This is a genomic window from Streptomyces endophytica, assembly GCF_026153355.1.
Lineage (GTDB): Bacteria > Actinomycetota > Actinomycetes > Streptomycetales > Streptomycetaceae > Streptomyces > Streptomyces endophytica.
The window spans coordinates 5577935-5602984 of record NZ_CP110636.1; the positions used below are offsets into that span (position 1 = coordinate 5577935).

Annotated in this window: 27 protein-coding genes and 2 pseudogenes; 17 read left to right on the forward strand and 12 right to left on the reverse strand. The window is 71.4% G+C overall.

What is annotated here, in order from left to right; genetic code table 11:
• Positions 1–129: 129 nt before the first annotated feature.
• From OJ254_RS24890 to OJ254_RS24905, 4 genes are all read left to right on the forward strand, one after another.
• Positions 130–513, forward strand: a complete 384-nt coding sequence (locus tag OJ254_RS24890; RefSeq protein ID WP_265364150.1) for a hypothetical protein — start codon at positions 130–132, stop codon at positions 511–513.
• A 44-nt stretch (positions 514–557) separates the two neighbouring features.
• Positions 558–1400 (forward strand): hypothetical protein, encoded by an 843-nt coding sequence (locus OJ254_RS24895; protein WP_265364151.1) that lies wholly within the window; start codon positions 558–560, stop codon positions 1398–1400.
• Between the two features lie 70 nt (positions 1401–1470).
• Positions 1471–1851: a roadblock/LC7 domain-containing protein gene (locus OJ254_RS24900; protein WP_265364152.1), complete on the forward strand. Its 381-nt coding sequence runs from the start codon at positions 1471–1473 to the stop codon at positions 1849–1851.
• A gap of 75 nt (positions 1852–1926) precedes the next feature.
• The gene (locus OJ254_RS24905) at positions 1927–2301 is read left to right on the forward strand and encodes a roadblock/LC7 domain-containing protein (RefSeq protein WP_265364153.1); all 375 of its coding nucleotides are present in this window, start codon (positions 1927–1929) and stop codon (positions 2299–2301) included.
• Here the strand turns inward: OJ254_RS24905 and OJ254_RS24910 are convergent.
• The 6 genes and pseudogenes from OJ254_RS24910 to OJ254_RS24935 form a co-directional block, all read right to left on the reverse strand.
• Entirely contained in the window at positions 2217–3170 is a 954-nt protein-coding gene (locus tag OJ254_RS24910; RefSeq protein ID WP_265364154.1) for an urease accessory protein UreD, read from the reverse strand. The genes OJ254_RS24905 and OJ254_RS24910 overlap by 85 nt on opposite strands.
• Positions 3167–3859 (reverse strand): urease accessory protein UreG, encoded by a 693-nt coding sequence (gene ureG, locus OJ254_RS24915; RefSeq protein ID WP_265365293.1) that lies wholly within the window; start codon positions 3857–3859, stop codon positions 3167–3169. Before ureG ends, OJ254_RS24910 begins: the two co-directional genes overlap by 4 nt.
• Positions 3860–3923: 64 nt before the next feature.
• Complete coding sequence (locus OJ254_RS24920; RefSeq protein ID WP_265364155.1) at positions 3924–4598, reverse strand: urease accessory protein UreF; 675 nt, start codon at positions 4596–4598, stop codon at positions 3924–3926.
• 40 nt (positions 4599–4638) lie between these two features.
• Positions 4639–6358, reverse strand: a pseudogene (locus OJ254_RS24925) (urease subunit alpha).
• Entirely contained in the window at positions 6351–6647 is a 297-nt protein-coding gene (locus OJ254_RS24930; protein ID WP_265365294.1) for an urease subunit beta, read from the reverse strand. Before OJ254_RS24930 ends, OJ254_RS24925 begins: the two are co-directional and overlap by 8 nt.
• Before the next feature lie 31 nt (positions 6648–6678).
• Positions 6679–6981, reverse strand: coding sequence for an urease subunit gamma (locus tag OJ254_RS24935; RefSeq protein ID WP_030414617.1), 303 nt, complete (start codon positions 6979–6981; stop codon positions 6679–6681).
• Between the two features lie 424 nt (positions 6982–7405).
• Between OJ254_RS24935 and OJ254_RS24940 the strand changes: the two genes are divergently transcribed.
• Positions 7406–8350 carry a M28 family metallopeptidase gene (locus tag OJ254_RS24940; RefSeq protein WP_265364156.1) on the forward strand — a complete coding sequence of 315 codons (945 nt, stop codon included), beginning with the start codon at positions 7406–7408 and terminating at the stop codon, positions 8348–8350.
• A gap of 38 nt (positions 8351–8388) precedes the next feature.
• Here OJ254_RS24940 and OJ254_RS24945 read toward each other — a convergent pair whose 3' ends face one another.
• The gene (locus OJ254_RS24945; protein ID WP_265364157.1) at positions 8389–8703 is read right to left on the reverse strand and encodes a type II toxin-antitoxin system Phd/YefM family antitoxin; all 315 of its coding nucleotides are present in this window, start codon (positions 8701–8703) and stop codon (positions 8389–8391) included.
• 584 nt (positions 8704–9287) lie between these two features.
• Positions 9288–9410 (reverse strand): hypothetical protein, encoded by a 123-nt coding sequence (locus tag OJ254_RS24950; protein WP_265364158.1) that lies wholly within the window; start codon positions 9408–9410, stop codon positions 9288–9290.
• A 324-nt stretch (positions 9411–9734) separates the two neighbouring features.
• Between OJ254_RS24950 and OJ254_RS31760 the strand changes: the two genes are divergently transcribed.
• The 7 genes from OJ254_RS31760 (at position 9735) to OJ254_RS24980 (ending at position 17189) form a co-directional block, all read left to right on the forward strand.
• On the forward strand, positions 9735–9815 hold the full coding sequence (locus OJ254_RS31760; RefSeq protein ID WP_381653759.1) for a tryptorubin family RiPP precursor: 81 nt from the start codon (positions 9735–9737) through the stop codon (positions 9813–9815).
• An 81-nt stretch (positions 9816–9896) separates the two neighbouring features.
• Positions 9897–10940, forward strand: a complete 1044-nt coding sequence (locus OJ254_RS24955) for a cytochrome P450 (protein ID WP_265364159.1) — start codon at positions 9897–9899, stop codon at positions 10938–10940.
• Complete coding sequence (locus tag OJ254_RS24960) at positions 10927–12147, forward strand: cytochrome P450 family protein (protein WP_265364160.1); 1221 nt, start codon at positions 10927–10929, stop codon at positions 12145–12147. Before OJ254_RS24955 ends, OJ254_RS24960 begins: the two co-directional genes overlap by 14 nt.
• Before the next feature lie 1067 nt (positions 12148–13214).
• Complete coding sequence (locus tag OJ254_RS24965) at positions 13215–15125, forward strand: glycosyltransferase (RefSeq protein ID WP_265364161.1); 1911 nt, start codon at positions 13215–13217, stop codon at positions 15123–15125.
• A gap of 78 nt (positions 15126–15203) precedes the next feature.
• Entirely contained in the window at positions 15204–15419 is a 216-nt protein-coding gene (locus OJ254_RS24970) for a hypothetical protein (RefSeq protein WP_265364162.1), read from the forward strand.
• 96 nt (positions 15420–15515) lie between these two features.
• Positions 15516–16355, forward strand: a complete 840-nt coding sequence (locus OJ254_RS24975; RefSeq protein WP_265364163.1) for an MbnB/TglH/ChrH family RiPP precursor modification enzyme — start codon at positions 15516–15518, stop codon at positions 16353–16355.
• Between the two features lie 12 nt (positions 16356–16367).
• Positions 16368–17189: a hypothetical protein gene (locus OJ254_RS24980; RefSeq protein WP_265364164.1), complete on the forward strand. Its 822-nt coding sequence runs from the start codon at positions 16368–16370 to the stop codon at positions 17187–17189.
• A 196-nt stretch (positions 17190–17385) separates the two neighbouring features.
• Here the strand turns inward: OJ254_RS24980 and OJ254_RS24985 are convergent, their stop codons facing one another.
• Positions 17386–18651 (reverse strand): trans-sulfuration enzyme family protein, encoded by a 1266-nt coding sequence (locus OJ254_RS24985; RefSeq protein ID WP_423835949.1) that lies wholly within the window; start codon positions 18649–18651, stop codon positions 17386–17388.
• Between the two features lie 60 nt (positions 18652–18711).
• Between OJ254_RS24985 and OJ254_RS24990 the strand changes: the two genes are divergently transcribed.
• On the forward strand, positions 18712–19248 hold the full coding sequence (locus tag OJ254_RS24990) for an Lrp/AsnC family transcriptional regulator (protein ID WP_265364166.1): 537 nt from the start codon (positions 18712–18714) through the stop codon (positions 19246–19248).
• Positions 19249–19351: 103 nt separating this feature from the next.
• On the opposite strand, the pseudogene OJ254_RS24995 reads toward OJ254_RS24990, so the two are convergent.
• Positions 19352–19888 (reverse strand): annotated as a pseudogene (locus OJ254_RS24995) (sensor histidine kinase); the annotation flags it as partial.
• 439 nt (positions 19889–20327) lie between these two features.
• On the opposite strand from OJ254_RS24995, the gene OJ254_RS25000 reads away from it, so the two are divergent.
• From OJ254_RS25000 to OJ254_RS25015, 4 genes are all read left to right on the forward strand, one after another.
• Positions 20328–20963 carry an ATP-dependent Clp protease proteolytic subunit gene (locus OJ254_RS25000; protein WP_261954228.1) on the forward strand — a complete coding sequence of 212 codons (636 nt, stop codon included), beginning with the start codon at positions 20328–20330 and terminating at the stop codon, positions 20961–20963.
• A gap of 5 nt (positions 20964–20968) precedes the next feature.
• Positions 20969–21277 carry a hypothetical protein gene (locus tag OJ254_RS25005; RefSeq protein ID WP_265364167.1) on the forward strand — a complete coding sequence of 103 codons (309 nt, stop codon included), beginning with the start codon at positions 20969–20971 and terminating at the stop codon, positions 21275–21277.
• A 484-nt stretch (positions 21278–21761) separates the two neighbouring features.
• Positions 21762–22235, forward strand: a complete 474-nt coding sequence (locus OJ254_RS25010) for a C40 family peptidase (RefSeq protein ID WP_265364168.1) — start codon at positions 21762–21764, stop codon at positions 22233–22235.
• 57 nt (positions 22236–22292) lie between these two features.
• Positions 22293–22940, forward strand: coding sequence for a GNAT family N-acetyltransferase (locus OJ254_RS25015; RefSeq protein WP_265364169.1), 648 nt, complete (start codon positions 22293–22295; stop codon positions 22938–22940).
• Positions 22941–23046: 106 nt separating this feature from the next.
• Here OJ254_RS25015 and OJ254_RS25020 read toward each other — a convergent pair whose 3' ends face one another.
• Together OJ254_RS25020 and OJ254_RS25025 are read right to left on the reverse strand one after the other, a co-directional pair.
• A complete protein-coding gene (locus OJ254_RS25020; RefSeq protein WP_265364170.1) occupies positions 23047–23475 on the reverse strand; it encodes an ATP-binding protein in 429 nt (142 codons plus the stop codon).
• Positions 23476–23712: 237 nt separating this feature from the next.
• On the reverse strand, positions 23713–24921 hold the full coding sequence (locus tag OJ254_RS25025; protein ID WP_265364171.1) for an 8-amino-7-oxononanoate synthase: 1209 nt from the start codon (positions 24919–24921) through the stop codon (positions 23713–23715).
• Positions 24922–25050: the final 129 nt, after the last annotated feature.

The following is a 25050-nucleotide window of genomic DNA, read 5'->3' on the forward strand; positions in this document are numbered from 1 at the left end:
ACCTTCAGTAACCTTCCGTGAAGGCTCTCCCACGCAGCGCCACCCGGGAGGGCTTCGGCGTTTCCGCCCCGCCCGGAGCGCCGTCCCGTCGTCCGAGCCGTCGTCCAAGCCTCGCGAAGGAGATCCGAAGTGCCGGGTATCGATCAGGTGTTGGCCCAGGCGATGGGAATACCGGGGGTGCTGGGGGCCGGGCTGATCGACTGGACCAGCGGGCTGACGCTCGGGACTGCCGGCCAGGCACCGAACGGGGACCATGAAGCGGCCGCCGCGGACACCGCCGAGGTCGTCCAGGCGGTGGCGCGCAACGCCACCTTCGACACCACCGGCGCCACCGCCCCCGCCCTGGAGGACCTGATCATCACGGCCGCCGGCAGCTACCACCTGATCCGTTTCGTGCACACCGCCTTCGACAGCCAGACCTATCTGTACCTCTGGCTGGACCGTGCGCAGGCGAATCTCGCCGTGGCCCGGATACGGCTGCGCGATCTGGCGGCGGGGCTGGTCGCGTCCTGACGGCCCCGCGCCGCCAGTCCGCACGAACGGTGAGGGAACCAGCCATGGGCCTGCCCCCGTCTCCGCCGCCCGGCCCGGCCGGGCTGCTCGACCGGTGTGCCGCCGCACGCGTCACCGGCGCGCTGCGGGGCCCGCACGGCTGCGTCTACCTGCTCGACGGTGCGGTCACCTGGGTCGAGGGCGCCGCGGCGCCCGGGATCGAGGTGCGGCTCAGCGCGGCGGGCAGGGTCCCGCCGCAGGGCTGGCGGTACGCCGTGGAGACCGCGGGGCCCGCGCGGCAGGGCGGCCGGTTCCTGGTCAGCGAGGGCTGGCTGACCCAGGGCGAGCTGGAGATCTGCCATCTCGCCGCCCTGCTCGACGCGGCGTTCTTCGCGCTGCCGCTGCCGCCCGAGACCACGTCCTTCACCCCCGGGACCGGGCACTGGCTGGGTGTCGTGCGCCCGATCAGCGCCGGCGACCTCCAGCGGGCGACGGCCCGCCGCCGGGCGCTGCTGGACCGGCTGCGCCCCTGGGCGGCGGTCGACACCCAGCCCGTCGTACCGGCCGGCCCCGGCGCTCCGGCCGGTACGACACCCCGGCAGCGGCGACTGCTCGCGCACGCAGACGGCCGGCACACCCCCTGCGAACTCGCCCGCACGCTGGGCCAGTCCGCGTTCGTGACGCTGCTCGACATCCGCCGGCTCGCCGCGGCCGGTCTGGTCCGGATGCCGCCCGGCGGACTCCCCCGGCGCCGGCCTGGCGCCACACCTGCCGGGCATCCGCCACCCGGCGCCGGCAGAGGCCGCACCCCCACCTGGCAACCACCGGTGCCGGAGCTCCTCGACACCCGGGACCCGGACGTTGCCCTCCTTGTCCGACTGCGTACGGCGCTGGAGGAAAACCTGTGACCCCTTGCCCGCGAAGACCGTGCACGGCATGAGGCGCGCCCTGGGAAGGCGGGCCGCGAAAAGGAGACTGATGACGATAGAACCCCGGCTACGGGACGAGCTGCTGACGCTGCGCGACCAAGTGCGCCATTTCCAGGGCGGCATGGTGGCGAGCGCGGACGGCATGGTGATCGCGCACGATCTGGCGGACATCGAACCGGACGGGCTGGCGGCGCTGACCGCGGCGGCCATCGGGGTCGCCAAGCGGCTCACCGAGGCGACCGGACAGGGCGCTTTCGAGGAGTCCCTGACCCGCGGCACCGACGGCTACATCGCCGCCTACTCGGCCGGCCGCCGTGCCGTGCTCACCGCCGTGACCGGCCCGGACACCAATGTGGGCCGGCTGCATCTGCAGGCCAGGCGGGCGGCCGAGCGCATCGGGGCGCTGGTCGACGCGGCCCCGCGCCGGTAGGCCGGCCCGCCGCCCGTCCCCGTAATCCACCGCACACCGCACCACCTCCACCCATTCGAAAGGTCACCACCCCTCATGGCTCACATGGACACCGCCCTCGCCGACATGATGTCGACCATCGAAGGCGCGATAGGCGTCGCGCTGGTCGACTACACCAGCGGCATGGCGCTGGCCACGCTCGGCGACAACCAGGCCCTGGACCTCAACATCGCCGCGGCCGGCAACACCGATGTGGTCCGCGCCAAGATGCGCACCATGGAGATGCTCGAACTCCAGGGCGCCATCGAGGACATGCTCATCACGCTGACCGCGCAGTACCACATCATCCGGCCGGTCACCGGCAAGAGCGGCAGCGGGCTCTTCCTCTATCTGGTGCTGGACCGCAAGCGCGCCAATCTGGCGCTGGCGCGCCACCGTCTGGCCCGGCTGGAGGCCGAACTGGAGGTGTGACCTTCAGTTCGGCCTCCGGTCGAGCCCCGCGCGGCCTCGTCCAGGAGGCGGCGCAGCCGCAGCGCGTCCGGCGCGACGGCCGTCGCGAGGGCGCCGGGGCCGGCCAGCGGCGCCAGGACGCCCCGCGCGTCGAGGGGCTGGTCACCGGGCGGCCGGCCACGGTGCGGCTGGTCGCCGGTCGCGCCGAGCAGCCGTACCGGGGCCGGCCCGTCCTCGAACTCGGGCCCCACGACCAGGAGTTGACCGAGGGCCCGGTGGCCGCCCAGCACGGCCGAGGTGTCCCAGCCCGGGGCCCCGGGCCCGTAGGCGGTCTCCTGGTCGAGCAGGGTGCGTCCGGCGCGCCGGACCGTGAGCCGGCTGCGCAGGGCGCCGGTCGGCTCGCCGCTGCGGCCCAGGACCTGTTCCTCGCGGAGCACGAGCCGGGCGGTGGCGGCCAGTTCGACGGTCGTGGTCATCCGCAGGTCGCTGCCGGCGGCCGAGATCAGCGGCTCGGGCAGCCAGTCGAGCCGGGCGCCCTCGCCCACCGTGAGGCGTACGTCGTAGTGGGCGGGCGCACCGGTCCGGCCGGGCAGCGCGACGGTGGCCGCGGCGGCCGTGACGTGCAGGGCGCTGCCGGCCTCCGCGGTGACCTCGATGGCCAGCCGGTCGCCGCCGAGCGGGGCGCTCATGGCGCCGACCACGCACACCCGGGCCGGGCCGCCGTGCGCGCGGACCCGGCGCAGCGCGAACGGGCCGGCGCCGTCCAGGACGGGCAGCCGGGTGGTGCCGTCGGCATCGGTACGGGCGATCACACGGGCGGTGGCCCGCAGGCCGGCCGTGGACGGTGCGGCGGTCGCCGGTGTGGTCTGCGAAGGAAGGGCGAGCGTCATGCCGGGCCCGCGGTCCAGTCCGCCAGCCGGGCCCGGACCCAGTCCGACACCGGCCGCACGCCGTTCTCGGTCTTCAACGCCGTGAAGGCGACCGGGAGTTCGCCGCGCTGGGCCTTGGCGTCGCGCGCCATGCCCGCCAGATCGACGCCGACGTACGGGGCCAGGTCGGTCTTGTTGATGACGAGCAGGTCGGCGGTGGTGACGCCGGGGCCGCCCTTGCGCGGGATGTCGTCGCCGCCCGCGACGTCGATGACGAAGATCTGGAAGTCGACCAGGCCCTTGGAGAAGGTCGCGGTGAGATTGTCGCCGCCGGACTCGACCAGGATGAGGTCGAGCGGGCCCACGGTGTCCTCGAGGTCCTCGACGGCCTCCAGGTTGGCGGAGATGTCGTCACGGATCGCGGTGTGCGGGCAGGCGCCGGTCTCCACCGCGGAGATCCGCTCGGCGGGCAGCACGGCCTCGCGGAGCAGGAACTCGGCGTCCTCGCGGGTGTAGATGTCGTTGGTGACCACGGCGAGGGACAGCTCGTCGCGCAGGGCGCGGCAGAGCGCGGCGACGGTGGCGGTCTTCCCGGTGCCGACCGGTCCGCCGAGGCCGATCCGGAGCGCCCGGCGGGAGCCGTCGGGGCGCTGGGCGGCGGCGCTGTAGGTGTGGCGTTCGGGGAAGGTCTCGTGGTGGTCGAGGTGCATGGTCACTCCGGTGGTTCGTACGGCCGCCGGGGGCGGCGCGGCTGCCGGCCGGGGCCGGGCGGGGTCAGGAGGCGAAGAGGCGGACCGGCCAGGCGGCGTGCGCTTCCGCGGTGATGTCGAGCAGCGGGGCCGACGCGGCGGGCAGGACGTCGACCCCCTCGGCGGCGACCCGTTCCCCGGCCGCGGCGCCCTGCTCGGCGACCCGGTCGATGTCGGCGGCCAGGTGGGCGAGGACCGCGGTGGCGTCGAACGGGTCGAGGCTGAGCAGCCGGACGGCGGCGGTGGCCGGGCCGCTGATGGTCTCGTAGGCCACGGCGTACGCGGCGTCCTGCGGCGGCAGTCCGGCGGACCGGGCGGCCAGGCCCAGGACGACGGGCTGGTGGGCGCCGCGCGGCCGGGCCGCGGCGAGCGCGTCGAGTGCCGGGTCCGGCCAGGTGGCACGGGCCGCCCGCATCATCTGCCGGCCGAGCCGCCGGGCCACCTGGCGGAGCGCCGGTACGGGCGTGCGGGCGTCGGCGGCGTCGTCCAGGAGGAGCGGGTCGCAGCCGGCCGCGGCCGCCGCGGCGAGCGCGGCGGCGACCAGGCCCGCGGTGTGCAGCCGGCCCCGGCAGAAGCGCTCCAGGGTGGCGGCGTCCTTGATGTGGCCCGCGGCGACGGCCGGTTCGGCGCCGCCCGAGTGGGCGTGCCCTCCGGCGGGGAACCGGCCGTCGGCGAGGACGAGCAGCGCGGCGCGGCTCATCGGTGGTCCGTGGTGTGCATCGGGGTCTTCCTCATGGCGTTCAGAACAGGAAGTACCGCTGGGCCATGGGGAGTTCGGCGGCCGGGTGGGGTTCGACCACCTCGCCGTCGATGGTGACCGTGAAGGTGTCGGGGTCGACGTGGACCCGCGGCAGGGCGTCGTTGTTGCGCATGTCCGCCTTGGTGACACCTCGGGTGGAGCGGATCGCCTCGTACGCCTTGGCCAGCGGCAGGCGTCCGGGGAGGTCGTCCTCCAGGGCCTGCGCGGAGACGAAGTTGACCGAGTTGCTGCCGGGGCCTTGCCGGTGGCGCCGAACATCGGGCGGGGCAGGACCGGCTGCGGGGTGGGGATGGAGGCGTTGGCGTCGCCCATCTGCGCGTACGCGATCTGCCCGCCCTTGATGACCAGTTGGGGCTTGACGCCGAAGAACGCCGGGTCCCACAGGACGAGGTCGGCGAGCTTGCCGTCCTCGACGGAGCCGACGAGGTGGTCGATGCCCTGGGCGAGGCCGCGTTGATGGTGTACTTCGCGACGTAGCGGCGGGCCCGGTGGTTGTCCGCGCCGCCGTCGCCGGGGAGCGCGCCGCGGCGCCGCTTCATCACGTGCGCGGTCTGCCAGGTGCGCAGCACGACCTCGCCGATCCGGCCCATGGCCTGGGCGTCGGAGGACATGATCGAGATGGCGCCGAGGTCGTGCAGGATGTCCTCGGCGGCGATGGTGGAGGGCCGGATCCGGGACTCGGCGAACGCCAGGTCCTCGGGGACGGCCGGGTTGAGGTGGTGGCAGACCATCAGCATGTCGAGGTGTTCCTCGACGGTGTTGACGGTGTGCGGCCGCGTGGGGTTGGTGGACGCGGGCAGCACGTTCGGCTCGGAGACCATGGCGATCATGTCGGGGGCGTGGCCGCCGCCGGCGCCCTCGACATGGAACGCGTGGATGGAGCGGCCGGCGATGGCGGCGAGGGTGTCGCCGAGGAAGCCGGCCTCGTTCAGGGTGTCCGTGTGGATCGCCAGCTGGGCGCCGCTCTCCTCGCAGACCCTCAGGCAGGCGTCGATGACGGCGGGGGTGGCGCCCCAGTCCTCGTGGATCTTGAAGCCGAGGATGCCGGCCCGCAGCTGGTCGCGCATCGAGGCGAGGGAGGTGGTGTTGCCCTTGCCGAGCAGTCCGACGTTGACCGGGAAGGAGTCCATCGACTCCAGGAGCCGGGAGATGTGCCAGGCGCCGGGGGTGATGGTGGTGGCCTTGCTGCCCTCGGCCGGTCCGTTGCCGCCGCCGATGAGCGTGGTCACACCGGAGGCGAGCGCCTCGTCCGCCTGCTGGGGGCAGATGAAGTGGACGTGGGTGTCGATGCCGCCGGCGGTGAGGATCTTGCCGTTGCCGGCGATGATCTCGGTCTCGGGGCCGATGACCAGGTCGGGGTGGACGCCGTCCATGGTCTCGGGGTTGCCGGCCTTGCCGAGGGCGGTGATCCGGCCGTCGCGGATGCCGACGTCGGCCTTGACGACGCCCCAGTGGTCGAGGACCACGGCGCCGGTGATCACGGTGTCCGGGGCGCCCTCGGCCCGGGTGGTCCGGGACTGGCCCATCGACTCGCGGATGACCTTGCCGCCGCCGAAGACCGCCTCGTCACCGGCGCGGCCGGGTCCGCCGGAGCGGTCCTCGGTGATCTCGATGACCAGGTCGGTGTCGGCGAGCCGGATCCGGTCGCCGGCGGTCGGGCCGAAGAGGTCGGCGTACGCCTGGCGGGTCAGCTCAGCCATCGAGGGTGCCTCCGGTCTGACCCCGCAGGCCCGGGACGATCCGCTTGCCCGCGAGGGGGACCAGCTCGACCTCGGTGGGGATGCCGGGCTCGAAGCGCACGGCGGAGCCGGCCGGGACGTTCAGCCGCTTGCCGTGCGCGGCCGCGCGGTCGAAGTCGAGGCCGGGGTTGGCCTCGGCGAAGTGGTAGTGGGAGCCGACCTGGACGGGGCGGTCGGCGGCGTTGAGGACGGTCATGCGCGTGAGGGGGAGGCCTTCGTTGAGGCGTACCGGCTCGTCGGCGTAGAGGATCTGTCCGGGATCATGGTGTGCCCTCCCGTGGTCAGTTGATGGGTTCGTGAACGGTGACGAGCTTGGTGCCGTCGGGGAAGGTGGCCTCGACCTGCACGTCGTGGATCATCTCGGGCACGCCCTCCATCACCTCGTCGCGGGTGAGGACCTTCCGCCCGGAGGACATCAGCTCGGCGACGGTACGGCCATCGCGGGCGCCTTCGAGGATGTGCACGGTCAGCAACGCGATCGACTCGGGGTGGTTGAGCTTCAGCCCTCGGGCACGGCGCTTTTCGGCCACGTCTGCCGCCACATGAATCATCAAGCGTTCTTGTTCATGCGGGGTCAGTTGCATACCTTCCACCTCACAGTCTTCCGCCCGGACACATTTGCCCAGGTCACAGGCGTGGGCACACCCGTATCGGTAGATGTATCACGCAGTAATTAAAGGGGGAGCAAACCGACTTCCAGCAGTTGGCCATCCACGGCCCCATCGGGGCAGGCTAGTTCGGCCGGATTTCGTCGGCGTTACAACGGATGACGCGGAGGTATCGCAGCACATCGCTGGCGCATTCCTTGCGCCGACGGGCCACCGCTCACCGGTACAGCCGGAACCCCTCAATCACCGATCACCGCGATCAGGACATATCGGACGCACTCCGCTCCGCGAACACGCCTGTCCGATATGCGCTCTTGACGGTTTCCCAAGTGATCGCAATCCTCATGTGCGCGTCAAAACGCTCCGCACCATCCCCCCACACCTGTATGGAGCTTTCACTGTGACCCGTTCTGCACGAATACGCCGGGCCGCGCTGGCCACCGGATGCGTCACCGCCCTGGCCGCCACCCTCTTCACCGCGGCCGGCGCCTACGCCGACCCCGCGCCGGCCGCCGCCCCGGACATCGACGTCAAGGCCGTCAAGGCCGACCTGGACCAGCTCCAGTCCATCGCCGACGCCAACGGCGGCAACCGCGCCCACGGCAAGCCCGGCCACAAGGCGTCCATCGACTTCCTCAAGGGCAAGCTGGACCAGGCCGGATTCAAGACCCAGGTCCAGGAGTTCGACAACAACGGCGCCACCGGCTACAACCTCGTCGCCGACTGGCCGGGCGGCGACGAGAGCAAGACCGTCATGGCCGGCGCCCACGTGGACTCGGTCGACGCCGGCCCCGGCATCAACGACAACGGCTCCGGCTCGGCCGGCATCCTCGAAGTCGCGCTCGCGGTCGCCAAGTCCGAGCTCAAGCCCGCCAAGCACCTCCGGTTCGCCTGGTTCGGCGATGAGGAGGACGGCATGGTCGGCTCGCAGTCGTACGTCCAGAAGCTCGGCGCCGACACCAAGAAGATCGACGCGTACCTGAACTTCGACATGATCGGGTCGCCGAACCCGGGCTACTTCGTCTACGACGACGACGCGCGCCTGGAGAAGGTCTTCAAGGACTGGTTCGCCGCGAAGAACATCGCCACCGAGAAGGAGACCGAGGGCGACGGGCGCTCGGACCACGCCTCCTTCAAGGACGCCGGGGTCGCGGTCGGCGGTCTCTTCTCGGGCGCGGACTACAAGAAGACCGAGGAGCAGGCCAAGAACTGGGGCGGCGAGGCGGGCAAGGCGTTCGACGCCTGCTACCACCAGTCCTGCGACACCTCGAAGAACATCGACGACAAGGCGCTGGACACCAACACGGACGCCATCGCGGCCGCGATCTGGCAGCTCAGCTCCTGATCCCTCCGCATCCTCGTCCGGTCAGCCCGCGCTGACCGTCATCTCTCGCGACCCGGTCGCCGGTCCCCGGCGGCCGGGTCGCGGTGTTCCGCGGCGATACCGAAGCGCCGCCGTTCGCCCGGAGCGGCCGGCAGGGGCCGGACCGTGGAGACCGTGCTGATCACCTGCTCGTCCTCCGCGCCCTGCTCACGCCGCCCCAGTTCTTCGAGCAACTGCAGGTCAGCGGCGGAAACCAGCGCCACGAGCGGCTTGCCGTGGCGGGTGACGACCACCCGCTCACCGCCGTAGACGACGCGGTTGATCAGATCCGCCAGCTCCGCCCGGGCTTGCGTCACCGGAATTTCGTAGGCCATGCTCCTAGCCTATGTAATGTCCACCTGGTCCGCCGTGGTCCGTGGCGACGGCGAATGTCCAGGTCAGAGGTTCTCGCGTGCTCCCGTGCGCTCTCGTGTGTGAGAGGTGTGTGAGACAAAGAGCCTTTTGGTCACACTGACACTCCGGTGGGTCTCCGGTGTGGCGGGACACCCCGCACCACCGGCCCCGCTCGAAGTTCCGGCCGGGCGGCTGCTTGCCCGTCGACGCATCGGAGGTGGGGCGGATCTCCACCAGCCTCCACATCGGCAAACCGTGGTAAGTACCACGTGCCGCGGTGTGATCCCGGCGGTTTGGCTCGCCCCTCGTCTCGGGGTCCGCGACGTACGGACCGTCGGGATCACCCGCACCACCAGCGACAGTATCGATGCCGCCAAGACCACTCTTCCGCCGAGACCTCGACCGCTGGAGCAGCCGCCCCACCGACCAGCACGCCCAGCAGCAGGAGCTGCCCGAAGCCGCCCGTACCCTGATCGACTCCCGCGCCCCCGCCGACTTCCTCGCGGCCCGCGAACAAGCCGCCGCCCCGGGCCGCCACGTTCCCTTCCTGGACATCTTCGGCCCCCTACAGGCAGCCGATCCGGGCCGCCGCCAGGTCACCACCCGAACCGGTGCCCCGGCGGATGATCCGCAGCAACCGCCTGCCCTCGACGTCATCGATTTCCCGGACCTGCACACGCTCAGCCATGTGATCACTCTGACTGTCCCGCACCACCCGGCGCAGCAACCCCGCGAAGTCTCATCACAGCGTGAGCCTTGCCTGATGCGTCCGGGATCGTGGCGCTGCGGATCCGGCGCGGCAGATACGAGATGTGCATGGACGTCGACGGCCCGGGCCTGCCCGCGGGCCGGCTGCCGGCCGAAAGGCCCGCCTCGCGCGTCTGGAACGGGCCACCGGACAAAGGCGTTCATCATTCGTTGATTGCCCTGGTGCAGCCTTTTCGAGTTAGCAGCGCACGACCTCCGCACGAGGAAGTGCGTGACATCTTCACCCAGGAAGGGGGGTGCAGTGATGAAGATTCTCTTCGCCATTCGCAACAAGGTGTCTGCTCAGAAGAGCCTCAAGGCCAGCGCCTGGTACTTCTGGTACTAGGCCGAGAAGTCGTCCCCGCCGTGCGGCGGGGACGACGCCGCCCGCCGCTGCCCGCTCCTCTCGGCCTTCCCGGAGACTTCCATGCGCGCCACGGTGTTCCATCCACGACTCGCAGCTCTGTTCCGGGAACATCTCGGGCAGGACGTCTTCCGGCTCGAACCTGACACCGTCGGGGTCGCCGGGCATGATGTCGCCGACCGGATCCTCGCCGCCCGCCGGGCAACTGAGACCGAACGGCCCACGTTCAAGCCGCTGCACGGACGTTCGATCTCTCGCAGCGAGGCCTCTTCGGTGATGCGGACCATCGGCGGCGATGTGCGCGAGGCGCTGAAGAGGACCCGTCCCCGGCCCGAGGACGTCGATCTGTCCGGATCCTGGCCTCTCAGGGGACACCTGTTCCTGCGGGACCTGATCCTCGGCCGGGACCCGTACCGGTTGCGGATCCTGATGAGCCGCAACCTGGAACTGACTCCCAAGCTCACCTGGACGGTGATCGCGGCGGGCGCCGCGCTCCCGGGGCGGGTCGGCCGCCGGAACGCCCCGCTGACCGCGATCGCGGGTCTGACGGCCGATGCCACGGGTTACCAAGAGCGCCGATACGCCATGGGCATGTACCGGCGCGCGGCGGCCCCCGTGTGCTTCACGGTCTCCACCCTCGTCACCAACGCGCTGTGGCTCGGCTCGCCGTTCGCCCCCGAGACGCCGAACCGGCACGTCCTGTACGAGGCCATGCGGCTGCTGCCGCCGTCCTGGAACATCCTGCGCAACGCCTCCCCCGAATTCGCCGCGATCGACGGGCGGATCGAGGCGGGCGACGACGTCCTCCTGCTGCCTCTCCTCGCGCACCGGGACCCGAAGCTGTGGAAGGAACCGGACGAGTTCCGTCCGGAGCGCTGGGAGAACCTCGACCCCGACACCGCTCCCGGCTACCTTCCCTTCGGCCACGCCTCCGAGCGCTGCTGGGGCCGGCACATGGTGATGCCGCTCGCCGAACTGCTCCTGGACCTCATCCGCGGATCGGGGCTGGAGGTCGCCCCAGGGCAGTCGTCCGCCAAGGTACCTCTCGTCGGACTTCTCGGCGTGGAGGACGTACGTCTGACGAAGGTGCGCCGTGCCGCTGCCTGAGCCGTACGACGAGACGGTGGACGGGTCCTTCGCCTGCCATCCGCACGAGAGGTATCGGCGCTGGCGTGCGACGGGCGAGGTCCGCAAGGTCCGCTTCTCCGGTCCCGCGCCGCTGGCCGGCTGGGTCGTCACCGGGTACGCGGCCTGCCGGGCGGCCCTCGCCGACCCGCGGCTGAGCAAAGACGGCGCGACCGAGATGTTCGCCCGGTACGCGGGACTGCCGACGGGCGGTCCGGGTGGAGCGCTCACCACCCACATGCTCAACTCCGACCCACCGCGCCACACCCGGCTGCGCCGGTTGGTGCAACAGGCTTTCACTCAGCGGCGGGTGACGAGCCTGCGCCCCGGGATCGAAGCCCGGGTCACCGCACTGCTCGACGCGCTGGACGGGCCGGACGTACCGGACGAAGTCGATCTGATCGACCGGTTCGCGCTGCCGCTGCCGCTGGCCGTGATCTTCAACCTGCTCGGTGCGGACCCGGCCGACCCCGGGATCCTGCAGGTCCGGGGCCACACGGTGACCGGGGACGAGGGCGATGGCGAGGTGTCCGTCCCGACCGCCGAGACGATGCTGGACCGGCTGCGGGCCCTGATCGAGCAGAAGCGGGCCCATCCGGGCGACGACCTCCTGTCCGCTCTCGCCGCCGCCCGTGACGAGGGTGACCGCCTCACTGAGGAGGAGGTCACCTCGATGGCGTTCCTGCTGGTGCTCGCGGGCCACCAGACCACCGTCAACCTGATCGCCAACGGCCTGTACGCCCTGCTCACCCACCCCGGGCAGCTCGCCGCGGTGCGCGCCGACCCCTCGCTGCTCCCGCGCCTGACCGAGGAAGTCCTGCGCCACGAGAGCCCATTCGGCATTGCGAGCCTGCGCTACACCACGCAGCCGGTGACGATCGCGGGCACGACGATCCCGGCCGGGGAGTTCGTGCAGATCGCGCTGCTGGCCGCCAACCGCGATCCGGAGATCTTCACGGACCCCGACCGGTTCGACCTCACCCGTGACGCCTCCGGGCACCTGGCGTTCGGCCACGGCATCCACCGCTGTCTCGGCGCGCCGCTGGCGCGCCTCCAGGCCGAGATCGCCTTCGGCCACGTACTGCGGCGCTTTCCCGCTCTACGCCTGGCCGCCCCGGACCGCGCCCCCGCCTGGCAGGACAACCCGCGGCACCGGGGACTGCTCACCCTGCCGGTCCGGCTGCGCTGACGGCAGAGGCCTTCCCCCAGTAGGTGGCTGACGCGGGTACGGTCGAGCGGGTGGCCGTTCCACCGGGCATCGAGCTGAGCACCGCCGCACCCAGGGCCCAGATCCACGCTCTCGCCCCGCTGTTGCGAATGGCAGGTATCGGGGTCGTCCGGAGTGGCACATTCCTGCCCTCAACGTCCCCCTCCAGAACGCCAATCAACACGCGGCGAGTCGCGACAAGCTCGCGGACCAGGCTGTAGCCGGGCGGGAGGCCCGTCAGTCACGACAACGATCTCCACAAAGACTTGACGTAGCGAAGTTGAGGAAATGGCGACGGCGCGGATGCGTGGGCCGCGTTCAGCTGACGGAACATCTGGAAAGTCAGCTTTGGGTCAGCATCGACGGCGCTACGCCGGGAAACAGGCGACTCCCGGGGCATGCGGCACGTCGCGATCCAAATCTCCACAGGTCCTGCGTCGAAATCCGATCTCAATTGTACGCCCACGAGCACAACCGCCCCTTGAGCCTCTCACACCCAATTGAATTACTGGAGTTGCCCAAGCACTCGTGAGACCAATCGAACCCGACTCTGCGCTTGGGAATCAAGTGGATTTCGTCAGCAGAGGTCTTTTCGGCCCGCGAAATCATGCCGCCTCGGGGGCACGCGTAGACGTGCGGCTCCGGCTCTCGTCGACCGTGGTTCACCGCTCTCTCCGATACGACATCGGCAGAGCCGGCTTGACCACCGCCCACGGCTCGTCAGCAACGTCCCATGGCTTCGACCGGGCCGTCACACACTCCCGGATCACCGGTCCCGGAACGACCCAACCACCTCGTAGATCCTTTCGTCAGGAGTTTCAAGGCGTTGGCGGCGCACTTCTCCGAACTGACGGAGCCTCATGAGGCACGAGTGATTATCCCGTTTGACCTAATCCGCCATTTACGCATCGCGGATTATCCGGTTCAGTGTATCCACGGTCGACTTCAGTCGAGTCTCACAGCTTCTGATTGAGCGCGGAAACGTTGGGAGCGGCCACATGCGAATCTGCTTTCTAACCAAATACCCCCCGATCCAGGGCGGCGTCAGCATGCACTGCTATTGGGCGGCGAGGGGTCTGGCTGAACGCGGCCATCAGGTCGTCGTGGTCACCAACGCCGACGAGGTCGAAGATACCTTCCGCATCCGCATTCCCGAGGCGGATCTCGCTGAAGGCGGCCACTACCAGCCGCGATTTCCGGAAACCGGCGGATCGGTGACAGTGATCAGCACCCGGCCGCCGGACCGCCGGGAGCTCTACTACATCCCCATGGGGAATCCCACCGTCAGCCGGCTCGCCGGCATCGCGACCGACGTGATCCGCGACCACGGCTGCCATGTCGCCTTCTCGTACTACCTGGAACCGTATGGCCTCGCGGCCCTTCTGGCCGGCCGGTTCACCGGGGTGCCGTACGTCTTCAAGCACGCGGGCAGTGACCTGCACCGCCTCATGCGGCTCCCGGAGCTGCGCACCACCTACACGGAGGTGCTGCGCGGCGCCAGCCGGGTCATCTCCCGGGGCCCCTCGCGGGCCCGGTTGCTGGAGGCCGGCGTCCCGGAGGAAGTCCTCACGGCGCAGGCCGCGTTCGGGCTGCCGACCTCGTTCTTCAACCCGACGGGTGCATCCCGCTCCCTCGGCCAGTGGCTGGCGACCGGCGGCAGTCCGGGCCCCTACCCCGACGACGACCTGCCGGTGCTCGGTATGTACGGGAAGCTCGGCGAGTACAAGGGCTCCCTGGACGTGCTGCATGCCATGGCGCGGCTGCGGGACGAGGGATTCCGGTTCCGCCTGCTGGCCGCGTCCCACGGATGGCAGGAGCAGGCCTTCCGGCGACTGGCGGAGGAGCTTGGGCTCAGCGATCACGTGCACCTCATCCCGTTCGTGCCGCACTGGCACATCCCCGCCTTCATCCGCAGCTGCACGGCGGTCGCCTTCCTGGAGCGCGAATTCCCCATCGCCGCGCACACCCCGACGATCCCCACGGAGGTCATCGCCTGCGGCGGCCCGCTCGTCGTCTCCGCCGAAGTCGCCGCCAAGCAGCTCTTCCGGGCGTCGATCCGCGACCGCCGCAACGTGATCGTCACCAATCCGCGCCGTCACGAGGACCTGGCAGCGAGCCTCCGCTACGCGCTGGAGGACAGCGCCCGCGCTCGCGCGATCGGACTGCGGGGCCATGCCGAGCTGCGCTACGAGCAGTCGTACGACTCGTACATCGGCGAGTTGGAGGGGCTGCTGACCGAGGTCGTGGCCGAGCCGCCGACGTACGGGTCCCGCACCCGGACGACGGCCGACGCCCCCTCGGACGCGGAGCGGGTGCTGCGTGCCGTGGGGCGCTTCTACCCGCGCACCCGGGCCCTGTTGACGGCCGACGACGAGCAGCGGCTCCGCCGCCGGACCGTGCCGGGACTCCCGACCACCGGCCACGACAGCGAAAACCGGCGCGGCACGGCGCTCGGGGTCGGCCAGCTGCTACTGGACCTGCTGCCGGAGCCCGCCTCGGTGATCCGTGACGTGTGCCGGTACGAGTACAAGATCCATCAATGGACGCGTGACGCCGGCCCGGCCCGCAAACCCGTCGAGGCACCCGGAGCGGACGGCGGATGGCGGGCCCACCCGGAGCGGGCGCGGCCGGTGTTCGTCGGCGAGGGGGAGATCGTGGAATTCGCCCACGACGTGGAACCCGTCATCGAGGCCCTGGCGCAAGGCAGGCCGGGCGCCCCGGGCGAGGGTCCGCTGTGCGTCCTCTTCCATGAGGCGGCGGCTCCTCTGCGGGTGAGCGAACCCACCGCGTGGGTCATCCGGCTGCTGCGGGCCGGCGGGCGTCCGACCGTCGCCCAGATCGAGGAAGCGGTCCGGAAGCGCTATCCGGCGGCCATCCGGGACTCGGGGCGGGCTGCGTCCGGGCAGTGCCGGGACCTCCTCGAAGGCCTGTTCTGGGAGGGGCTCGTCACCTTCGACTGACGCGCCCCGGAGCCCGGTAAGCGCGACAGGCCGCCCCAGCGGCGGCAACACATATCCGCACCATCACGAAGAGGAGGAATGATGAGCGAATCGGCCAACGAGTCGAACGACGCGATCGAGGTGCGAGGAACCGTCAACGCCGCGAAATACAAGGCGGCCAAGGCGCTCGGTGGCGAGGACACCGTCTTCGAGCTGCGCGCCATGAAGCCGGCCCGAGGAGCGGCGGCCGGGCAGATCACCTGCATCGTCTGCCTGATCTGCGTCGTCTGCGCGGCAGCAGCGCCCACCAGCTGAGGCCCACTGCCTGTTCCGCCTCGGCGCGCCGAGGCGGAACAGGCGGCCGGCCACACCACACGTCAGCAACCCGCAGCACCCACGGAGGTGAATAACGTGCATGGACCACCTGTTCTGGGCGTCGGGCTCGGCTACCGGCAGGAGTTGCGTCAGATGATCCTGGAGTCGGCCGACGTGATCGACTTCCTCGAACTCATCACCGACCAGTACATCGACGGCCCACCGCACCGGGATGCGGAGGCCGTGGACCTGTCCGCCCGGTTCCCGGTCCTCCTGCACGGCGTCGACATGTCCCTGGGTACCGACCAGGCGCCCGACGCCGAGTACGTCGGAAAGATCCAGCGGCTGGCCGAACGGGTGCACCCCGAGTGGATCAGCGACCACCTGTGCTTCACCCAGGTCCCCGGACTCAACCTCGGCCAGCTGACGCCGCTCGCCTTCACCCCGGAGACCGCCCGCATCGCGGCCCGTAACATCAAGAGCGTTGCGCGGGAGTTCGACCAGCCCTTCGCGGTGGAGAACATCTCCTACTACTTCCGCGTCCCCTGGTCCACGCTCAGCGAGGCAGAGTTCCTCACCGAGGTCGTCGACAGGGCCGACTGCCATCTGCTCCTCGACCTCACCAACGTCGTCAACAACGCGACCAACCTGGAGTACACCGCGGAGGAGTTCCTCGACCGGATCCCGCTGGAACGCGTCCTGCAAATCCACCTTGCCGGCGGCTACTGGCACAACGGGGTGCTGCTGGACACCCACAGCCATCCGGTCCCCCGGGACGTCCTGGAGCTGCTGGGCTCCTACGCTCCGCGCATGCCCGCCCTGAAGGCGGTCATGATCGAACGCGACCAGAATTTCCCGCCCCCCGCCGAGCTGCTCGCTGAACTCGCCGGTGTCCGCGGGGTCCTCGCCCCGTCCTGGCCGACGGCCCTGGTGTGAGGAGGCGGCGCCATGAGAGAGCTTGAACGACAGCAGGCGCTGGCGCGTTTCCTCACCGACCCCCTGGCGCGCCAGGCCGTACTGGACCACGCCCCGGCTGACGGCCCGGCCTGGCCCGACCGGCGGGACATCGCGGACCGGCTGCGCGAGCTGGACCAGCCCCGTGTGTCGATGTTCTCCCGGCTCCTGCTCGCCAATCGGGTCGCGAAAATCGCGGATGTGCTGCCGCTGACGGCCTGGGCACTCGGTGAGCGGCTCCCGGCCCTGGTGGAGGAGTACAGCCTGCGCAGCCCGGTCCTCGATCCGAAGAAGCGTCACCAGGCCTTGGCCTTCGCCGGCTTCCTCCAGAAGGAGGCGGAACGGACCGCCGCACCGGGCCCGGCATACCTGCCCGACGTGCTGGCTTACGAGACCGCGCTGGTTCACATCCGCCTCGCGCCCGCCTCCGCCCCTGCCCCGCACCTGTCCCTGGTCACCGCTGACCTCCACCGCATACGGCCCCGGCTCGCTCCCTCCGCGCGGCTGCTCGCCCTCGACCACGACATCGAGGAGATCGTCGCCTGCCACGACCGCGGTGAGCCGCCACCGCCCCCCAGCCCCCGCCGCACCCTCCTGCTGCTCCAGGGGATGCCCGACGGAAGCGTCCGGCAGGACGAGACCAACCAGGCCGTCGCCATGCTCGTCGAGGCCTGCACCGGGAGCCGGACCCTGGCCGTTGCGGTCGACGAGCTGGCGGCGCGCCTGAGTCCGAGCCCGCCGCCGGAGCTGCTCGCTGCCCACTGCCTCGACCTCTGCACCAGCCTCGCGGAACGCGGGGCGATCACCCTCCGGTGAGGCATCGGGTCACGCCCCGGCTCCAGACCTGGGCCTCGGAGCCGGGAAGGAGCGGCTGGAAGGCGACGCGGTTCAATCCGCGCGCCTCGGCCCGACGCTGCCATTACCGAAGAAGAACCAGCTCACGAATCTCTGCTGGAGTACTTGGCCCGACCGCACAGGACGACGACCGGGCCGGTCGTCGTCCTGTGCGGTGCTACCTGTTCGCGACCGCCGCTTCCCGGAGGACCCTGCCCGGTCCCGGCGTCGTCCCCAACGCCTGGTCGAGGTCGGCCCACAGGTCCTCCACGTCCTCCAACCCCACCGAGAGCCGCAGCAGCTGGTCGCTGACTCCCGCGCCGCGGCGGTCGTCGGCGTCCACGATGCGGTGGCTGATGGACGCGGGGTGCTGGATGAGGGTGTCGACGCTGCCGAGGCTCACGGCCGGGGTGATCAGTCGGACGCCCGCGATGACGTCGTGGGGGTCGCCGGCTACCTCGAAGGCGACCATGGCGCCTCCGATGCGCGGGTAGTGGACGCGGGTGACGCGTGGGTCGGCGGCGAGCCGGCCGGCCAGCTCCGCCGCATTCGAGGACGCGGCTCGGACCCGTACGGGCAGCGTCGACAACCCACGGAGCAGCAGATAGCCGGCGAGCGGATGCAGCACTCCGCCCGTGGCGAACCGCACCTGGCGTAGCCGTCCGGCGAACTCCTCGTCGCAGGCCACCACGCCGCCCATGACGTCTCCGTGGCCGCCCAGGTATTTGGTGGCGCTGTGCAGGACGAGACGGGCTCCCTGCTCGACGGGGCGTTGCAGCACGGGGGTGGCGAAGGTGTTGTCGGCGAGCAGCGGGACGGAACCGCAGGCGTGCGCGACAGCTCTCAGATCGAGTTCGGCGAGGGTCGGGTTGGCCGGGCTTTCGACCATCACCAGGCCGGTGTCGGGACGCAGCGCGTCCGCGATGCCCGCCGGGTCGACCCAGGTCACCTCGGAGCCCAGCAGCCCTGCGGTGAGCAGGTGATCGCTGCATCCGTACAGCGGCCGTACGGCGACGACATGGCGCAGGCCCATTGCGCTGCGTACGAGCAGCACGGCGCTCAGCGCGGCCATCCCGGTGGCGAACGCAACCGCGCTCTCGGTGCCCTCAAGACGCGCGAGGGCGGACTCGAAGCGGGCGACGGTCGGGTTGCCGAGGCGGCCGTAGACGGGCGGGCCCTCCGGTTCGGCACCGTCGGTTGCGAAGGCGTCTATCCGGGCGGCCTCGCCCCGGCTGTCGTGCGAGGGGTAGGTCGTGGACAGGTCGATCGGCGGGGCGTGCACCCCCTGCCGGGCGAGGTCGTCCCGCCCGGCGTGCACCGCCTCGGTGGCGAGCGCCCGGGGTGCGGGCACGCCCGGGACACGACGACCGGTGTCGTCGAGAGCATGGCCGGATCCCTGTGGGTCGGCCGGTACGTCACATGCGTCAAAGCTGCCGGAGTCCATGCCCAGGAGTCTGAACACCGAACGGGGTCGGATGGCCGGACCCCGTGCTACGTTCGAAATATGGCCGATTCTGTCGTACTGGATCCGGTGGATCTCCATCTGCTGCGGCTGCTCCAGAACGACGCACGGATGACGTACCGCGATCTCGCCGCGCAGGTCGGTGTCGCGCCGTCGACCTGCCTGGACCGGGTGACCAGGCTGCGCCGCTCGGGAGTGATTCTCGGCCATCAGCTGCGGCTGGACCCGGCGAAGCTGGGCCGGGGCCTGGAGGCACTGCTGTCCGTGCAGGTCAGGCCGCATCGGCGGGAGTTGGTGGGGCCGTTCGTGGAACGGATCCGGGCGCTGCCGGAGTCCATTACTGTCTTCCATCTGACCGGGCCCGACGACTATCTCGTCCATGTCGCGGTGGCGGACATGGCGGATCTTCAGCGGCTGGTCCTCGACGGGTTCACCTCACGGTCCGAAGTGGCGCGCGTCGAGACCCGGTTGATCTTCCAGCAGTGGGACTGCGGCCCGCTGCTGCCACCCCGGCCCGAGGGTGCTCCCGCCTCCACGCCCACCTCCGACCATCAGGCCCCCGGGAACCCCGGGGCCTGATGCGTATACCGGTCCAAGCCGGAGCCACCCGCACGAGACCGCCTTCTACATCGCCTACGCCCCCGCCTGGGCACCAGGGAGGTCTGCCTGCCCGGAGTCGTGTTCAGCCCGCCGGCTTGAGCGGCAGCGTCGCGCTGATCCGGAATCCGCCCCCCCGGGGCGCGGACCGGCGCCCAGGCGGCCCCCGACCATACCGACCCGTTCGCGCATCCCGATCAGCCCGTGCCCGAGCCCGTCGGCCTCGACCAGCAGAGCCAGCTCATCGCTGCCGTAGGTGAGGCGCACGAGCGCGCTCACCTCCGGGCAGGTGCGCGGTGCGGTCGATGACGTACGCGGCGCCGTCCGCCTGCACGACCATCACGGACACGTTGTGCGCCACGACGTCGTGCAGCTCCCGCGCGATCCGCGCCCGCTCGGCCGCGACGGCCACCTTGGCCTGCGCCCCGCGCTCCTTCTCCCGCTGGGCGGCACGCTCCTCAAGCTGGGCGTAGTACGCGCGGCGGGTGCGCAGGGAGTCTCCGAGGACCCAGGTGAGGGCGAAGGCGATGGCCTGGGAGACGATGACGGTGGCGCTCGTCCAGGCGGACCCGTAGTCGTGCGGCCAGTGGGCGTAGTCGAACCTTGCGCTCGAAGGGGAGCAGCGGGGCACCGGGCCGAGTGCGGTCGTCGTCGAACTGGCCCCGGACGTCCTCGATGAACCACCGCAGCATGCGGTCGGTGCCGTTGATCAGCGGCACCGTCCACTCGCGCGGGCCCGAGCCGCGGGCGTGGTCGCCAGCTCGTCGCCCCAGCCCGTGAACAGCGCCTGACCTCCGGCTCGGTCGGCGGGCTTCGCAGGGCAGCGTCCTTGGAGCCCCGCGGACGGTTCACCTCGTCGATCGGGCACTCGACGACCCGCCCGGTCGTCCGATGGATCTCGGCCTTGTGCCGAAGTCCAGCAATAAATATGTGAGCTGTCCGCCCTCGGCGAACAGCTGAAACAACCTCTGACCTGGGACTTGTAACTGATCACCAGAATCTGCTCCCATTCTCACGTGATGTACATCCTGTACATTTTTTACAGAAGAGAGGAGCAGGCCATGCTGCGACCGACGGCCCGCTACGTCCTGCCGGAGTTCACCGAGCGCACCGCGCAGGGGACGCAGACGATGGACCCGTATTCCAAGCTGCTCAGCGAGCGGATCATCTTCCTCGGGACCCCGATCGACGACACCGCCGCCAACGACGTCATGGCGCAGCTGATCCACCTCGAACACGCCGCGCCCGAGCGGGACATCTCGCTCTACATCAACTCCCCCGGCGGCTCGGTCACCGCGATGACCGCGATCTACGACACGATGCGCTACGTGTCCTGCGACGTGGAGACCGTCTGCCTGGGGCAGGCCGCGTCCTCCGCCGCGGTACTGCTGGCCGCCGGCGCCCCAGGCAAGCGGCTGGCGCTGCCCGGCGCCCGGGTGCTGATCCACCAGCCGTCGGTGAGCGAACCGTTCGAGGGCCAGGCCACCGACCTCTACATCCAGGCCCAGGAACTGCTCCGCAGCCGCGCCATGCTGGAGGAGATGCTGGCGCTGCACACCGGTCAGCCGCGCGAGCGGATCGCCGCGGACATCGAGCGCGACAAGATCTTCGACGCCCCCGCCGCGCAGGAGTACGGCCTGATCGACGGGCTCACCCGCAACCGCAAGCGGTCGGCCGACCGGCCCGTGGGGCGGTGAGCCGGATGTGGCCACCGGAGACCCCGCCGCTGCCCGCCCTGACCCGCGCCGAGGGGCAGCTGATCGACTGCTATCTGGAGGCGCTCGACCTGCTGGGCCGGATCAACCCGGCCCGCGGCGACGGCACCTATCGGGCACTGCGCGCCGCCCAGGCCCTGGTGGGCAAGGCCACCGAACTGCGGGACGCGCTGGCGCTGATGCACGAGCGGGGCGAGCGCGAGCTGCACGGCGAGACGCTGGCCCGGGCGCTGCGGACGCTGGACGGGGAACGCCGGGCCGGATACGTGACGGTGCCGCCGGCCCGGGAATCCTGATCCGACACGCGCGCCGCGCTGCCCGGACGGCGTAGCGTCCGGGCGTGCGGTAAGGGGGCGACGAATTGCGCCGGGCGCCAAAAATACTGCGGTTGCCGATGTTTCGCCCCAGGTCCGGGGGGTGCCGCAGGCGACTCCCAAGCCTGCAATGGGGCAAATCCCACCATTTGGCTCAAATGTGGCGCATGTCACATGCGGCATTTTCAACTCGGAATTCGGGTGGCGAGTGCGTGAGGATCCCTTCGACGACAAGACCCCGCCACAGCGACGGGGCGGTCCGGCCGGGCGCCTAATCCCGCCGCCGTGCCGGATGTCCGGTCGATGCGTGTGGATCGGCGGGAGCGGAGGACCCGAGCAGTACGGGGTCCGGGGCCCGTGCGGCCCGACGGACTCCTTGGGGTGAAGCCGTGCGAACGGCCGGGCATCCTCGCCTGCCCGAACCCGACAGGTCTTCCTTCGCAGGCGGCTGACGAAGGGTTTGCGCATGACCGTGCGCACGCATACGCCGCATCTGCTGGCCCGCGCCGGCGCCGTGTCCGCGCTGGCACTGGCGACGCTCGGCGGGACCACGCTCGCCCCGGGAACCACCGCCGACGCCGAGGCCGCGACCGTCTCCGCCCATGCGCTGCGGATCGCGGCCTCCAAGCGGGGCTCGCCCTACCAGTACGGGGCGATGGGGCCGTACCGCTTCGACTGTTCGGGCCTCACGCTGTACTCGTTCAAGCGCGCCGGCCGGGACCTGCCGCGGACCGCCGCGCAGCAGTACGTCCGCACCCGGCACATCCCGTCCTCCGCCCGGAGGCGCGGGGACCTGGTCTTCTTCCACTCGGGCAACGGCATCTACCACGTCGGCATCTACGCCGGCCAGGGCCGGATGTGGCATGCGCCCAAGGCCGGCAGCGTGGTGCGGCTGGAGAAGATCTGGAGTCGCGCGGTCTCGTACGGAAGGGTGCGCTGAGCTGCGACGACGCCGGATGCCCGGTCAATTGTCAGTGGGTCCCGGTAATTTGACGGGGTGACTTCGGAACTGAGCAAGGTGCTGACGGCCGCCGCGCGGGGCAGCTTCCCGCCCGCGGACGGTTCGGTGACGGTGCTGCCCCAGCCGTCCCCGCGGGACGTGGGCGTGGTGTCGTTCACCTGCCACGCCGTGGTGTTCGCGGACGTGGAGCCGTCCTGGGTGCACGACCGGATAGCCCCCGGCGACCTCGCCGGACCGCTCAGCCCGCCGTTCCTGACCGCGCTGGGTGAGCGGACCGGCCGCGAGGCCAACAACATCGACCTGGCCACGGCCGCCGAGGCACTGCCCGGACCGCCGCCGCTGGAGCTGGTGGAGACGACGGACCGCAGCCATCCGCGGATCGTCCGGGCGCTGCGCCACCGCGACGAGGTGCGGGCCTGGACGACCGGCGACGGCGGGACGCTGGTCATCGGCCGCGGCGTGGCGGGCCGGTGGGAGCTGGCGATGGAGGTCGAGGGCGCCGCCCAGGGCCGCGGGCTCGGCCGCCGGCTGGCGCACGCCGCCCGCCATCTCATACCGGCGGGCGAACGCCTCTGGGCCCAGGCCGCCCCCGGCAACGCCCGCAGCGTCCGCGCCCTGCTGGCCGCGGGGTTCGTACCGGTGGGCGCGGAGGTGCTGATGGTGCCGCCCGGCGGACGCGGCTGATCCGGTGCCGGGAGCCGGCGTCGTCGACCGGGCGTCGCCGAGCAGGCGTCGTTGCGCAGGCGTCGTTGTGCAGGCGTCCCGGTGCTGTCCCGTTCCGACGCCGCCCTCAGCCGACCGCGACCCGCCAGGGCAGGCTGATCCAGACGGTCTTGCCGCCCGCTTCGGTCGGGACGACGGAGAGCCGGCCGCCGGCCTCCGCGGCGAGGAAGCGGATGATGACCAGCCCCCGGCCGTTGTCCTGCTGGACCGCGGCGGGCAGCCGGCGCGGGCGGCGCGGATGACTGTCGGTGACGCCGACGCACAGCTCCTCGTCGCGGTCCAGGAGCAGTTCGAGGGTGAAGGTCGGGGACTGGCCGAAGGTGTGCTGGACGGCGTTGGTCGCGAGTTCGGAGACGATCAGGCGCACCGCGTCGGCGGTGACGGAAGCGGCGGGCAGACCCCATTCGGTGAGCACCGCGAGGGCGTGCCGGCGGGCGAGGCGGACCGATTCCGGGGCGCTCGGCAGGGTGAGTGAGGATTCCTGGTGGTCTGCCATCGCGACGCCGTCCCTTTCCCACCGAGGCCGGCTCCGTCCGCTGACCGGGGAGCCGGCGTGCCGCTCGGGTCAACGATTCGGCCTCGGACTTCTGCCGGAGCGCCAGACTGCCACCCGTGCCCCCGGTGTGGGGCTCGATCCGCCAACATATACAGATACCTATCGCCCGAAGCGGTGAACTCTGCGACGGAAGAGCGGATGTGGGACGCCGTGCCCGTCACCCACCGTCACCAGGGATCAGATCATCGGCGGCGCGGTGGCGACGATCGTGCCCACCGACTGGTCTAGCTGATCATCCGTCAGGTCCGCGCGGGCGGTGAGCCGCAGCCGGGAGATCCCGTCCGGTACGGACGGCGGCCGGAAGCAGCCGACGGCGAGGCCGGCCGTGCGGCAGTCGGCGGCCCAGCGGACCGCGGCCTCCGGCGACGGGGCGCGTACGGACACCACAGCGGCGTCCGGCCGTACCGCCGTCAGACCGGCCTCGGTGAGCCGGCGGTGCAGCTCGCGGGCGACCTCCCCGGCCCGGGCGGGGCGCCCGGGTTCGCGGCCGATCAGCCGCAGCGCGGCCAGCGCGCCACCGGCCGCGGCGGGGGCCAGGCCGGTGTCGAAGATGAACGTCCGGGCGGTGTTGACCAGGTGCTCGATGACCCGGGCCGGGCCGAGCACCGCACCGCCCTGGGAGCCGAGCGACTTGGAGAGCGTCACGGTGGCCACCACGTCGCCGTCCCCGGCCAGCCCGGTCGCCGCGAGCGCCCCGCGGCCGCCGTCGCCGAGGACGCCCAGGCCATGGGCGTCGTCGACGAGCAGCGCGGCGCCGTGCGCCCGGCAGGCGGCGGCCAGTGCGGGCAGCGGTGCGGCATCGCCGTCGACCGAGAACACCGAGTCGGTGACCACCAGCGCCCGCCCGGCGTGGCCGGCCAGGGCACCGCGTACGGCCTCGGGGTCGGCGTGCGGGGCGACCTCGGTGCGGGCCCGGGAGAGCCGGCAGCCGTCGATGAGGGAGGCGTGGTTGCCGGCGTCGGAGACGACCAGGGTGCCGGGTGCGGTCAGCGCGGTGACCACGGCGAGATTCGCGGCATATCCGGACGACAGCACCAGAGCCGCCTCGAAGCCGCAGAACGCGGCGAGTTCCGCCTCCAGCCGGGCATGGAGCTCGGTACTGCCGGAGACCAGCCGGGAGCCGGTGGCGCCGGCGCCCCAGAGCTGCGCGGCCTCGGCCGCGGCGTGGGTGACCTCCGGGTGCCGGGAGAGTCCGAGATAGTCGTTTCCGGCCAGGTCGAGCAGCGGGCAGTCGGCGGGACGGGGGCGCAGCGCGCGCACCAGGCCGGCCCGTTGGCGCTCGGCGCGGGCGGTGTCGAGCCAGTCGAAGGCCGAGCCGGGCGCCGGTCCGGCGGCGGTCGGGGCCGTGGTGTCGCGCGGCAGCGGCGGGGCGGAGTCCTGCGGCATCGGCGTCCTTCGTCGGGGGCTCGATTGTGGGCTGTCGATAGACGTTAGCGGTCGTTCCGCACGGCCACGGTGTGGCGATACACACACCCCGATCGGCGCGCGTTGTGGGAATCCTCCTTGGCCGGGGCG